This is a genomic window from Intestinicryptomonas porci (assembly GCF_033971905.1).
Classification (GTDB): Bacteria; Verrucomicrobiota; Verrucomicrobiia; order Opitutales; family Intestinicryptomonadaceae; genus Intestinicryptomonas; species Intestinicryptomonas porci.
In genome coordinates, this window is sequence record NZ_JALBUT010000004.1 from 31,546 (window position 1) to 44,036 (window position 12,491).

The 12,491-nt window shown below is 45.6% G+C and carries 15 protein-coding genes; 13 read left to right on the plus strand and 2 right to left on the minus strand.

Annotated features, from left to right (window positions below):
* Positions 1-96: 96 nt before the first annotated feature.
* Genes MOX91_RS03985 through xseA form a run of 7 tightly spaced genes read left to right on the plus strand, consistent with a single transcriptional unit; the run spans position 97 to position 6,137 of the window.
* A complete protein-coding gene (locus tag MOX91_RS03985) occupies positions 97-1,113 on the plus strand; it encodes a radical SAM protein (protein WP_370396786.1) in 1,017 nt (338 codons plus the stop codon).
* Positions 1,103-1,855, plus strand: coding sequence for an MqnA/MqnD/SBP family protein (locus MOX91_RS03990; protein WP_370396787.1), 753 nt, complete (start codon positions 1,103-1,105; stop codon positions 1,853-1,855). Before MOX91_RS03985 ends, MOX91_RS03990 begins: the two co-directional genes overlap by 11 nt.
* The gene (locus MOX91_RS03995) at positions 1,839-2,894 is read left to right on the plus strand and encodes a CofH family radical SAM protein (RefSeq protein WP_370396788.1); all 1,056 of its coding nucleotides are present in this window, start codon (positions 1,839-1,841) and stop codon (positions 2,892-2,894) included. The genes MOX91_RS03990 and MOX91_RS03995 overlap by 17 nt, the downstream gene beginning before the upstream one ends.
* A complete protein-coding gene (locus MOX91_RS04000; protein WP_370396789.1) occupies positions 2,891-3,640 on the plus strand; it encodes a 1,4-dihydroxy-6-naphtoate synthase in 750 nt (249 codons plus the stop codon). The genes MOX91_RS03995 and MOX91_RS04000 overlap by 4 nt, the downstream gene beginning before the upstream one ends.
* Positions 3,637-4,203, plus strand: a complete 567-nt coding sequence (locus MOX91_RS04005) for a phosphorylase family protein (protein WP_370396790.1) — start codon at positions 3,637-3,639, stop codon at positions 4,201-4,203. The genes MOX91_RS04000 and MOX91_RS04005 overlap by 4 nt, the downstream gene beginning before the upstream one ends.
* A gap of 4 nt (positions 4,204-4,207) precedes the next feature.
* The gene (locus MOX91_RS04010) at positions 4,208-4,879 is read left to right on the plus strand and encodes a TVP38/TMEM64 family protein (protein ID WP_370396791.1); all 672 of its coding nucleotides are present in this window, start codon (positions 4,208-4,210) and stop codon (positions 4,877-4,879) included.
* Complete coding sequence (xseA, locus tag MOX91_RS04015; protein ID WP_370396792.1) at positions 4,854-6,137, plus strand: exodeoxyribonuclease VII large subunit; 1,284 nt, start codon at positions 4,854-4,856, stop codon at positions 6,135-6,137. Before MOX91_RS04010 ends, xseA begins: the two co-directional genes overlap by 26 nt.
* Here xseA and MOX91_RS04020 read toward each other — a convergent pair.
* Complete coding sequence (locus MOX91_RS04020) at positions 6,106-7,446, minus strand: alkaline phosphatase D family protein (RefSeq protein WP_370396793.1); 1,341 nt, start codon at positions 7,444-7,446, stop codon at positions 6,106-6,108. The genes xseA and MOX91_RS04020 overlap by 32 nt on opposite strands.
* A 90-nt stretch (positions 7,447-7,536) precedes the next feature.
* Between MOX91_RS04020 and MOX91_RS04025 the strand changes: the two genes are divergently transcribed.
* The 6 genes from MOX91_RS04025 to MOX91_RS04050 all read left to right on the plus strand — a co-directional run bounded on the left by MOX91_RS04025 (position 7,537) and on the right by MOX91_RS04050 (position 11,952).
* Positions 7,537-8,367, plus strand: coding sequence for an FAD:protein FMN transferase (locus tag MOX91_RS04025; protein ID WP_370396794.1), 831 nt, complete (start codon positions 7,537-7,539; stop codon positions 8,365-8,367).
* Between the two features lie 7 nt (positions 8,368-8,374).
* Entirely contained in the window at positions 8,375-9,028 is a 654-nt protein-coding gene (locus MOX91_RS04030) for a DNA-3-methyladenine glycosylase family protein (RefSeq protein ID WP_370396795.1), read from the plus strand.
* Between the two features lie 81 nt (positions 9,029-9,109).
* On the plus strand, positions 9,110-9,748 hold the full coding sequence (gene tmk, locus MOX91_RS04035) for a dTMP kinase (RefSeq protein ID WP_370396796.1): 639 nt from the start codon (positions 9,110-9,112) through the stop codon (positions 9,746-9,748).
* On the plus strand, positions 9,741-10,679 hold the full coding sequence (locus MOX91_RS04040) for a DNA polymerase III delta subunit-related protein (protein ID WP_370396797.1): 939 nt from the start codon (positions 9,741-9,743) through the stop codon (positions 10,677-10,679). The genes tmk and MOX91_RS04040 overlap by 8 nt, the downstream gene beginning before the upstream one ends.
* 70 nt (positions 10,680-10,749) lie before the next feature.
* A complete protein-coding gene (locus MOX91_RS04045) occupies positions 10,750-10,965 on the plus strand; it encodes a hypothetical protein (protein WP_370396798.1) in 216 nt (71 codons plus the stop codon).
* Between the two features lie 108 nt (positions 10,966-11,073).
* Positions 11,074-11,952 (plus strand): beta-propeller domain-containing protein, encoded by an 879-nt coding sequence (locus MOX91_RS04050; protein WP_370396799.1) that lies wholly within the window; start codon positions 11,074-11,076, stop codon positions 11,950-11,952.
* Between the two features lie 37 nt (positions 11,953-11,989).
* Here the strand turns inward: MOX91_RS04050 and MOX91_RS04055 are convergent, their stop codons facing one another.
* The gene (locus MOX91_RS04055; RefSeq protein ID WP_370396800.1) at positions 11,990-12,445 is read right to left on the minus strand and encodes a hypothetical protein; all 456 of its coding nucleotides are present in this window, start codon (positions 12,443-12,445) and stop codon (positions 11,990-11,992) included.
* Positions 12,446-12,491: the final 46 nt, after the last annotated feature.

Sequence of the window (12,491 nt, forward strand, 5' to 3'; positions counted from 1 at the left end):
TACAATCTCGGAAAAATCAATATTTAAAAAAGATTTTTTTGCATTATTACAAATTGACAATCACGGCGGAAAAGGCGATTATAAACTTTTGTGCAAATGAATGATAGAATAGATGCAAAAACTGCCGTAAGCCTTTTAAACGGCAACCCCGTTGAACTCGGAGAGCTCGCCGATGCGTTTAGGCGCAGGCTCTACGGTAACCGCGCCCATTACACGATAAACGCCGCAATAACTTATTCAAACACTTGCGAGGCTCTATGTCCGATTTGCTCTTTTGCGCGCAGGGAAGGGCAGGACGGCGCGTATGTCTTAACTGCTGATGAAGTACACAAAAGGGCGTTGAATTTTGCGGCGGCGGGTGCGCTTGAAATCCATATTATAGGCGGCATATACTCAAAGCTTCCGCTCGAATATTATGTGGATGTCGTAAAAGCGGCAAAAAGCGCAAATCCGGATTTCAACATTGTGGCTTTCACTGTTTCAGAATGCGTTTTGATGTCGAAAATATCGGGCAAGCCCCTTTCAAAAATTTATGAAATTTTGCAGGGCGCGGGTGTAAACGCGCTTCCCGGCGGAGGAGCTGAAATTTTCAATCCCGAAGTTCGAAAGCGCATAACCCCCAACAAGCTGACAGGCGAAGAGTGGCTTGACGCCATGCGCGTTGCGCACAAATCGGGGCTGAAAACAAACGCAACAATGCTCTACGGGCATATAGAAACTCCCGAAGACGTCGCGGACCATCTTTTAAAACTTAGGGGTTTGCAGGACGAAACAGGGGGCTTCAAGGCTTTTGTTCCGCTTCCGTTCAGAAAGGGAAAGAGCGAAATTGCCTCGTCTTCGTCAGCGACGTACGATGTGAAAATATGCGCCCTTGCAAGGGTTGTATTGGACAACTTTCCGCACATAAGAGTCCCCATAACCCATTTTGACGAGCGTTTGGTTCAAGTTCTTTTGTGCTTTGGCGCAGACGACATCGGCGGAACGCACTGGCATGAGGAAGTCGCGGTTTCTGCGGGCGCGAAAGCTTCCGACAGGGACGGCAAGAAGCTTGAATTTATAATAAAATCGGCGGGTTTTGAGCCTGTTTTGACAAATTCAAATTATGTTTCTTAACGTCGGGGAAATTTCTTTTATAAATTTCATTCCGCTGAAACTTTGCGCTGAGCGGTTTCCGTTTGCGCGCAAAACTTTTTCCCTTGCGCCGTCAAAGCTAAATAACATGTGCCGCGATGGCGCGTTGGATATTTCAGCAGTTTCATTTTTTGCCTACAAAGACATTGAAAAATCTTATGCGCGTTTGCCGAATTTTTGCATAGCAACCGACGGGGAAGTGAAATCAATCGAGCTTTTTTCAAACTTTGAATTTGGAGATTTAAAAGGGAAAAAAGTTTTCGCCACTTCTTTTTCGGAAAATTCGATAGCGGCGCTTTCCGCAGTTTCAAAATTTAAATTTGGCTTTGACGTGTTTGAAAACAGGTCAAACTCAGTTGAAGAAGCCGACGCCGCTTTGATGATTGGCGATTTGGCGATGACGTACTCTTCAAAATTCGCTTTTAAATTCGACGTAGGGGAACTTTGGCGCGAGACTTTCAATGTGCCTTTGATATGTTCTTGCATTGCCATAAAGCGCGAAATTTATGACGAAATAAAGGGCGAAATTTTTGAGTACTATGAAAATTCGCTTTTAGAATTTGAAAAAAACATTGGGCGGTATTGCGAACTTGCGGCGGTTGCGCTTGGCAAGCCGAATTTTTCGGCAGATGACGCAAGGCTCTACTATTCGGGATTGAAGTACCGCATGGACGAATTTGCCTTTAAAAAAACGAGGGATATTTTCGATGGAAAATTTGCTTAAAAAAGTTTCGGAAAACGCAAGGATAACGGTTGAAGAGGCACTGTCTTTGAAGGACGCTTCGATATTTGATTTTGCGCGTCTTGCCCAGGCGAGGCACAGGGCGATGAATTTGGGAAACGAAGTAAGCTACATCGTAAACCGAATGATAAACTATTCAAACGATTGCTTTGCAAAGTGCAAGTTTTGCGCGTATCACGCGCGCGCGGGCGTCATCGAAAAATTCTTTTTAACCGACGATGAAATTTTGGAAATCGCAAAGCGTTCCGAGGAAAACGGCGCGGTGCAGATTATGCTTCAAGGCGGGTTAAGCAAAGACGTTAGCTTGGATTGGGCGTGCTCGATTTTAAGAAAAATAAAGGCTCAATGCCCCAAGATGTTTTTGCATGTCTTCTCTCCGTCTGAAATTTTTGTGTTTGCGCGCAACGCGAATATTGGCATTTCAGAGTGCGTAAGAAGGCTGAAAGAGGCGGGAGCCGACTCCATTCCCGGTGCCGCGGACATGCTTGTAGAAAAAATCAGAAAAGACGTGTCCCCTTTAAAAACGAGCGTCGAAGAGTGGAAGAGCGTAATCTGCGCCCTTAAAGAAAACGGCATGTATTCTTCTGCAACGATGACTTTCGGCATGGGCGAAACTTTTGAGGACCGTTTGGAGCATCTTAATTTGGTGCGCGATATTCAGGACGAACTTGGCGTATTCAAGGCGTTTATCGCATGGCCTCTCGCCCCTGAAAATACGCGCATGAGCCATATCGAAAGGGTTTCCGCCCCCGAATTTTTAAAAACCATAGCACTTGCGAGGATATTTTTGGACAATATAAATGTCGTGCAGTCGGGGTGGCTCACCGAGGGCATGAAAGTAGCGGAGCTTGCCATAATGATGGGCTCAAACGACATGGGAGGAGTTCTGATGGATGAAATGGTTGTAAAAAGCGCGGGCATTCAAAACAGCACAACTGCCTTGGGAATGCGCAAAACAATAGAAAACGCAGGCAAAATTCCATTTGCCCGCGACGGATTTTACAAAAAATTACGGCAATGAAATTCGCAATAACACCTTGTCCCAACGACACATTCGCATTTTTTGCGCTGATATCGAAAATCGGAAAAAATCTCGATTTTGAATTTGAGCGGCACGACATAGAAACCTTGAACGAATTTGCCTTTGAGGCGAAATATCCGATAACGAAGCTTTCGTTTCCCGCGTATTTGGCAAACCGCGACAAGTACGAGCTTCTGGACGCTGGGGCGGCTCTTGGAATTGGAACCGGCCCTGTTTTGGTGGCAAGGCGCGGTTGGAGCGGGGGCAAGGTTGCAGTTCCCGGGCTTAACACCACGGCGGCATTGCTTTACAGGTTTTATGCGGGCAAAGACGCCGAAATATTCCCCATGCTTTTTAGCGATATTCTTCCCGCCTTTTCAAGAAATGAAATTGACGCGGGGGTGTTGATACACGAGGGCAGGTTTGTTTATAAGGATTACGGCTTGGAACTTGTCGAAGACTTGGGGGATTATTGGACGAAAAAAACGGGTCTTCCAGTGCCGCTTGGTTGCATCTGTGTACGCAAGGATTTTGCTCATTTAAAAAGTGCAATAGACGATGAAATCAGAAAGTCTGTAAAGTATTCGTTTGGTCATTTTGACGAAACTTTGCCTCTTGTAAGGCATTACGCCCAGCATCTTCAAGAGGACGTTTTGCACAGCCACATAGTGGCGTTTGTAAACGAGTTTACTTACGACATTTCTAAAATTAAAGACTCTTTAATTTCAAATTTGCTTTTAAAATGAAAGCCGCAATTTTCGCAACGCGCCTTGAAGCCGATTTCGCAATATCGGCTTTCGGATTCAAGAAAATCGAAAGCGAAAATTTTGAGGTTTTCGCGGCGGACAATTCTTTGCTTGCGGTTTCGGGCGTCGGAATGCTCTCCGCCGCGCTTTGCGTCCAATACATTGTGCGCAAATTTGACATTTCAGAAATATTGAATGCGGGAGCCTGCGGGATACTTGGAAAAAAGGGAAAAGTAGGAGACGTGTTTGAAATCGGGAAGGTCGTTTGCGCCGATGATTTTTGCAAAGACGAGTTCTTTCTAAGCGAAAGTCCAAACACTTTGGTTTCTTCAAGCAGGGCGGTAAAAAAAGACGAAGAGCGCATGCGCTATGCGGGCATTGCCGATTTTGTCGATATGGAATGCTACGGAATTTTGAAGTCTCTTTCTATTTTGAATTTTCCTCTTGAAAACTTTTCGTCAGTAAAGGTTGCAAGCGATTTTTCCGAGGGGTGCGACATTAAAAAGAATATTCCGCTTGTCATAAAAAATCTTGAATGCGCCGTTTCAAATTTCTTAAAATAGTTTTATGAAAAAGGCGGTATGTTTTTCATTGGCTTTTATTGCCGCAGTTTTTACGGCGGCGGTTTTGCTTCTTTTTTTTGAGCCGGAAATATTGCGCCTTGTTGAATTAGTCAAGGCTCTGCTTTCGGCAACATTTGAGCAGATTGAGGCTCTTCCGCTCTGGGCTTATCCTCTCGCGTGCTTTTTGCTTCCGATTTTTGTTTTGCCGATAACCCCTGTTTACTTTGCGGCGGGCGCAAGCGGCGAAAATATTTTGTTTGTAATATTTTTATGCTATGTCGGCGTCGTCTTCAATATGGCTTTTTCGTATTTCATAAGCCGGAAATTTGCCGATTTCGCGCGGAAAGTTTTAAGCCGCCGCGGTGTTGAAATTCCCAATATCTCTAAAAAATCGGGCGCGGATTTAGTTTTTCTTGTCCGCATGATTCCGGGCAATCCTCTTTGCGTCCAGAATTATCTGCTCGGGCTTTCGGGGGTCGATTTTAAAAAGTATATGGCAATTTCAATGATTATTCAGGCGTTTCACGTTTTCGGCTACATATATTTTTCGGAGGGAATTGTGCGCGGAGACTTTGCATCTCTTATCCTTGGCGCGAGCTTGATTTGCGTTTTTATTGCGGCGGCGAGAATTTTAAAAAGAAGAAAACAGTATGGGATTTCTGAAATCGAGCGATGAAATTTTAAGTGTGGGCGAGTTTTCAAGCCGCTTTAAGATGCTTTTAGCAACCTCCATTCCCGAACTTTGGATAAGGGGCGAAGTCTCAGGTGTGAAGCTTTATCCGAGCGGGCATACGTATTTCAGCTTAAAAGACGAAAATGCCGTGCTTTCCGCAGTGCTTTTCAAAAATGCAAGGCGCGGAGTTTCGGTGGAGCTGAAAGAGGGAATGAAGATTTTGGCGTATGGGGCAATATCGCTTTACGAAGCCAGAGGCTCTTACCAGATGATTGTGAAAGCCATTATGCCCGACGGGTTCGGCGACCTTGCAATGCGCTTTGAGGAGCTTAAAAAAAAGCTTGCAAAAGAGGGGCTTTTCGACGCCGAAAACAAAAAGAAGATGCCGTTTCTTCCTCGTAAAATCGGCATTATAACTTCTCCCGCGGGGGCTGCGGTGCGCGATTTCATAAGCATTTTGAGGCGCAGGGGCTGGAAGGGAGAAATTATTGTTCTGCCCTCGCGCGTGCAGGGCGCGGAGGCGGCAATGGAAATTGTGTCGCAAATAAAAAAGGCGGAGAGTTTGGATTTGGATTTGCTTGTTCTTGCAAGGGGAGGAGGCTCTCTCGAAGACTTGTGGTGCTTTAACGAGGAAATTGTTGCAAGGGCTGTTGCGGCGTGCAAAATTCCGACTATTTCCGCAGTCGGGCACGAGGTTGATTTTTCTTTGTGCGATTTTGCGTCCGACCTTCGCGCGGAAACTCCGAGCGGAGCTGCCGAATACATTTCAAGCGAATTTAACTTGGCTTTGGAAAATTTTGCGAATTTAAAAAACGCCGTTTCCGAAGCCGTAAAAAACATTCTTGTTAAAGCGCGGGAAAAATTAGAGTCTTCGCAAATTCTTTTTAGGGCAAGCTCCCCGCAAAATAAACTGAACAATCTTTCCATCTCGCTTGACGAAACAGAGTCGCGCCTGCGTTCGCTATGCCTTGAAAACATTGCCGAAAAAAAGCATTCTCTTTCGCAAATCTATGCGCAGTTTAAGGGGCTTTCTCCGCTTGGGACGATTGCTGTTTTGGGGGAAAAGGTTGAGGCTTGCGAAAAGCAGCTCGAACTTTTGAGCGTTGAAAGCGTTCTTTCAAGGGGATTTGCGATTGCTTTGGACGGCGACGGGCGCATCATAAAACAAACAAAAGCCGCGCCAAAAGACGCGGCTTTCACTCTAAAGTTTAATGACGGACAAATAGGCGTCATTCAAACTTGTAAAGCTCGGAAGCCTTGATTGTTTGCGTCAGCAGGTTTTCTCCCTTGCTGTTGAAAAAGTCTATTTTTATTTGTCTATCGTTTTCGTCTCCCTCAAAGCTTATGGTGGCGAAGCTTCTTTGCAAAACCAGCGAGCCTATCGAGCGGAAAAAGTTTACTTCAGTTGCGTTTTTTGCGGGGCGCGCCGTTGCGGGTCCGACTGTTATTTCTACCAAGTCGTGCGCTCCCGCCCTGACCATTCTCGTAATTTCTGCGTAGTCTTTCTTTGCGGAAACAAAGAGAACCCCGCCGATTTTATTTTCGTTTATGAAGTCCAAAAGGTCTTTGCGCTCTTTCTTGTAGAAAGCGAAGTTGCCCTTGTCTTCGACGGGGTTTGTGATTGGAGAATTGCAAACAACAATTTTAAATTTTGCCTTTGATTTTTTTAAGGACGACAAGAGCCAGTTTAACTGCTCTTCGCCGAGCATTTCAGGGCGGGAGTTTTTGTAGTCGAGGTTGTTTCGCATTGTGGAGTCGTCCAAAAGGAAGATTTCCGCATCTCCGTATCTGAAAAACGAGGCGAGGTTTTCCTGCGAGCCTACGCCGAAAGACGGGTTGAGCCAAAATGATTTAAATGCATTTACGGAGTCTTTTTTGTTCCAGAGGTTCTTGTCGGAATTTGGCGCGCCGTATGAGTCTTCGCCTATGACTGCGTAGTTGGGAGCTGACGCAAGAAGCCCTTTAAGCGAGGGATTCAAGCGTTCAGCGCGGTATCTTGCCTTCATCCCGCCAAGGCTTCCGTAGTCGGCAGTTCTAAACATTGCGCCGTTGTTTGCCCAAATTACGGCATCAGGGTTTTGTTTTTTTACGGCGTCGAAAATTTCGTATTCTCCGCCAGGAGTTTTGAACGGTTCGTCGAAGACGGGGTCGTTCGTATGCACTCTGCCGATTATGGCGAATTTGAAATCTGGCGCGGGCGAGCGTTTTTCATAGTCGGGAATTGTTTTTACGCTTACCAAAACAGGCGAATCTTTTTTGTCGGAGTAGGCGATTTTGCATTCGTATTCAGTGTTTGGTTTAAGCGAGTTTAGGCGCGCTGTTGCAATGCCGTCGCCGTTTGTCGTTATTTGCGAAGTTTTGCCGTTTGACGAAATTTCCAGTTTTGAATTTGGTTTTGCCATAATCCAAATCGAAGCTTCGCGCATGTCGCAATAAGTTCGCATCGGCAGTATTTCAGTTTGCTCCGCCTGCGAAGATTCGGGATAAATATCGGCATTTCCGCGCGTTTCGGCATGCGAGAGGGCGGAGATTGAAAGAAGCGTCAATGTCAAAAAATTCAATTTAAACATATCTAAAACACATTATTTTGAAATCGTTTTATTTTTACAAGAAAAATCATTATTCTTGCAGAGCGGGCGTTTTTGTCGGATTATTAAAAAATGGAAATTTATAAGTACCAGACAAACGCAATGAACACCTCTTTGGATATTTCCATCGGGGCAAAGACGGAAGTTTACGCGCGCAGTGCCGCTTACGACTTGTTTGACAGGGTAAAGCAAATCGAGGACATGATAAGCATGTTTTTGGATTATAGCGAAATTTCCGCAATAAACGCGCTAAAAGTCGGGGAGGCGACGCAAATTTTGGATATAACAGCCGAGGCTCTTGCGGGGGCGATGTATGCTTCCTCTCTTTCAAAGGGCGCGATAGACGTATGTATGGGAGAGTTCTTTTTGAAAGCCAAGGGCAAGGCGGCAATCGAAAATCCGCGGCGCGCGCAGTTTAAGATGAATCCCGAAAACTTTATGGTTCAGAAAGTCTCTGACGGGAAAATCGACTTGGGCGCGATAGGCAAAGGCTTTGCTCTCGACCTGCTCGCTGACAGGCTCGTTAACATGTGGGGGATAAAAACCGCCCATTTTTCTTTTGGCGCAAGCAGTATTTTGGCTTTAAATCCGCCCGAAGGCAAAGACAGCTGGGATGTCACGTTTGCGGGGAGCAAAGTTGATATAAAGCTTAAAAACTGCGCGATAGGCGGTTCGGGGACAGCCGTGCAGGGCAGCCACATAATAGATTGCAGGACGGGAAAAGTTCCCGAAAAAATGCCGTATCGCGCTTGGGCCGTTTGCGACAATGCGCTGATTGCGGACGCCATGTCAACCGCCTTTATGCTTCTTTCCGACGATGAAATAAAAGAGATATGCGAAAAAGAAAACATGAGGGCGGCAATACAGCGCACGGAGTCTTCTCCCATCGAGTTTTTGGCGTAGTTTTTTTATGGAAGGCGATTATTTCATTTGCGGCGAGAAGGAGTTAAGCTTCCTAAAAGAAAAGGACGCCCGCATGAAAGAGGCGATTTTGCGCATAGGCGTCATAAAAAGGAAAGTGATTCCCGATTTATTCACTGCGCTTGTCTCTTCAATCACAGCCCAGCAAATTTCTTCAAAAGCTCATGAAACGCTTTGGAACAGGATGCTAAACGGCATTGGCGGCATGTCTGCCGAAAAAATCAATTCCATTGAAATCGAAAAGTTGCAGTCTTTTGGCATGTCTTTTAAAAAAGCGGGCTACATAAAAAACGCGGCGGCAAAAATCGTGTCGGGGGAATTTGACATATCAGCCTTAAAGAACATGGACGATGAAAAAGTCGTCGAAACTTTGACTTCGCTCGACGGAATAGGCGTGTGGAGCGCGGAAATGTTGATGATTTTTTCAATGTGCCGCCCGAATGTTCTAAGCTTCGGGGACTTCGCAATACAACGGGGGCTTAGAATGATTTACCACCACCGCAAAATAACACGCGCCCTCTTTGAAAAATACCGCCGCCGATTTTCTCCGTATTGCAGTGTGGCAAGCCTCTACATTTGGGCGGTGTCAAGCGGCGAATACGAAGGATACAGGGATTTCGCGCCTAAAAACGTCAAAAAATAAATGCTTTTTGCAGTTTTTTAGACCGCATTTATTCCATTTTCGCTCTTGCTTTTGAATTCTTTTTTTGGGAAAGTAAATTGCATGTCTAAAAGCGGCGTATTCATTACTTTTGAGGGCGGAGAAGGTTGCGGCAAAACTTCCCAGATAAACATGCTTGCGAAGTTTTTGTCGGGCAGGGGGTGTGATTACACTATTACCCGCGAGCCCGGAGGCACCGCTATTTCCGAAAAAATAAGGGATTTGCTTCTTAATGCCAAAGAGGGCGAAAACATGTCGCCTAAAACCGAGATGCTTCTTTTTGCCGCCGCCCGCGCCCAGCATGTTGACGAGCTTATACGCCCCGCGTTAAAGTCGGGCAAATTCGTCATTTCGGACAGGTTTATAGATTCTACATACGCCTATCAAGGCGCGGCGCGTTCACTTGGTTTTGGCTTGGCAAAAACAGTAAACGATATTGCCATTGCCGAATGCCTGCCTGACTTGACAGTGCTCTTGGACTTGGACGTTGTTGCGGGCTTAAATCGGGCAGGTAAGCGCGACAGCGGAAATTCCGACAGAATGGGCTCACAGAAAATCGAATTTTACGAAAAAGTGCGCTTGGAGTATTTGCGCTTGGCAAAAGAAAACAGCGAACGTTTTTTGGTTATAGACGCTTCGAAGTCAATCGAGGAAATTGCGGGCGAAATTTCAAAATGCGTAAAGGAGAGGTTCAATGTCTGAATTCGGCGCGGCAGGCGAAGTGCTTGACAGGGCGATAAATTCAAACCGCCTTCACCACGCTGTTTTGCTTTACGGCGGCTCCATAGTCGAGCTTGAACGCCTTGCAAAACATTGCGCGGGCAGGCTTTTGAACGTTTCAGACCCCGCAAGGCATCCCGATTTTTTTGAGCTTCGCCCGTCCGGCAAGGCGCGAAACATAAAAATCGGAAGCGACTCCGACAGGGTTGGCGGCGAGTGGCCCGTAAACACAATGCGCTGGCTTTTGGAAAAGCTCTACCAGTCTTCAAATGCGGGCGGCAAAAAAGTCGCGGTGGTTTACGAGGCTGACAGAATGAATGTAGAAAGCGCAAATTCATTCTTGAAAACTCTTGAAGAGCCCGCGCACGACACTTTTTTGTTTATGCTTACGGAGCGTCCGAACGATCTTTTGGACACGATAAAAAGCAGGTGCATACATTTGCGTGTTCCGTGCAAGTCGGCCGTTTTGGAAGACGACGAATGGGAAGATTGGATTTGCGATTTTTCAAAATGGCAGAAGGCAATGGTTGTCGGCTTTGACGGCAAATTCACGCCGTCAGATGCGCTTATGCAGTGCTATTCAATGCTTTCGAGGTTTGACGGCATTTTGTCGAGGCTTTCGGATATGGAGGAAAAACTTACGGATGAAGAGCGCGAAAATTTGGACGAGGAGCAAATAGCCGCATTGCAGGCGGGCGAGCGCAGGAGGCTTCGCAAGCGCATGCTTTCAGCCATTGAAGAGGAGATGTTAAATTCGGCGATGGAAGCTTCAAACGGAAAGGTTCCCTCCTTGAAGCTTGCCCATTCAACAGAAATTTTGGAGCATTCCGCGGGGCTTATGGAGCTAAATATGCAGGATGCCGCCGCCTTGGAGTATTTTTTCCTTAATTCCTTGCGAATTTGGTCGAGATAGCGCAATTTTTCTGCTTGAAAATGCAAAATTTATTCCGAATACTTTTATGTATTCAAAATGGTAGGCATTTATGAAGACTAATGCAAAAAAAAGTTCCGAAGCGGGATTTTCGCTTGCAAAATCCAAGTTTTACAACGAATTTCTCGCGGAGCGCGAAGAAATACTGAAACATAAATGGATAGAGTCAGAAAAGGCGGGTCATGACATCGGTTTTGAACGTGCCTTGCTCGATTGGGTTGTGAACCATCGCGATAAGTGGCGCGCAGCCAGAAAGGTTGCAAAATAATTTTCGGGCGTTTTTAGCTCTATCGCGGCGGTCAAAACTGCCTTTTTTTGTTTTCGCACCCAAAATATTCTTGCTCTTCGTCATTTGATATATAAATTGCTTTTTATTATGAGAAACGCATTTAGATTTTTTCTGGCGATGTTTTTATTTCTTCCATTGTCGCTTTCCGCGCAAAAGCTTTTGATTGCAGGGTGCAATTTCAATAAGATAATGTTAATCGACAAGGCTTCGGGTGCGAAAGAATGGGTTTTCGATATTCCCGATTACAGGGAGTGCAACTCCGCTTCTCTTTCAAAGAACAAAAAAACTTTGGTTTATTCAAACAAGCACGAAGTGTGTTTGGTGGATTTCAAAACCAAAGAAATTGTTTGGAAATTCAAGCCCGGAAAAGGGCAGGAAGCCCATACTGCGCATTTTTTGCCGAACGGAAACATTTTAGTCGGCGTATGCGCCATTCCAAAAGCGAGAATTTTGGAGCTTGATAAAAACGGCAAAATATTAACGGAAACAAATTTTGAAACAGGCATTGAAAATCCGCATGGGCAGTTCAGGCAGATAATAAAAAACAAAAAAGGCAATTATGTCGTGCCGCTAATAGGAAAAGGAACGATTGCGGAGATAAATCCCAAGGGCGAAATAGTAAGAAACATCAATTTGAAAGCCCCGATTTTCAGTGTAAAGGAGCTTAAAAACGGCAACTGGCTGCTCTCGTGCGACGGGGGCAGGATTTTCATCGTCAATCCCAATACAGAAGAAAAATTGAGGGTTATCGACAATTCTAATATTGACGGTGCAAAAATGCTTTTCATGACGGAAGCCCGCATGCTTAAAAATGGCAATATTTTGGCTTCAAATTGGAACGGGCACAGCAAGGACAAATCCCAGCCTAAGCTTATGGAAATCGACAAGAACAACAAGGTTGTCTGGGTTTTGAAAGACGATGCCGAAATTTCCAACATTTCAGCCGTTTCTCTTGTAGAAAGATAAAAATCGGGGCGCAGATAAAAACCTGCGCCCGTTTTTTTTATTTTGCCGCGCCTCTTCCAAGGTAAAACGGAATTAAAAATGATATGAATGCGTGCTGAATTGACGAGGGCAGATAAAAGCCGTTTATCTTGTGGAACACAGTATTCGACCATTCGGGCACAAGCCCCCAAAACCATCCCCCGCACAGGACTTTTTCTTCGACTTCAACTGGAATTGAATTGAAAAACGCGAAGATGAACGGGGCAACCATTATCGTGAACGCGCAACCGAAGTATATGAGCCTTCTTATGATTTTTCCGCCGCTTCCGTCTCTTGTTGCCGCTTTGTCGGCGGAGGAGTCGGCAAGCTCGATTTTTTGCTTTAAGAGTTCAAAATTTTGCTTTTGAACTGATTGATAGCCCGCAAACAGCTGCGCAAGCAGGGTTGCGACATATCCCGCGGCGGCGGAACCCGCGGCAGAGGTGGCGTCGAATATTGCTGATGTTTCAGTCATAAAAACCTTTCTTTAATTTGTTGAATTCCCGCTATGGGAAAGGCAA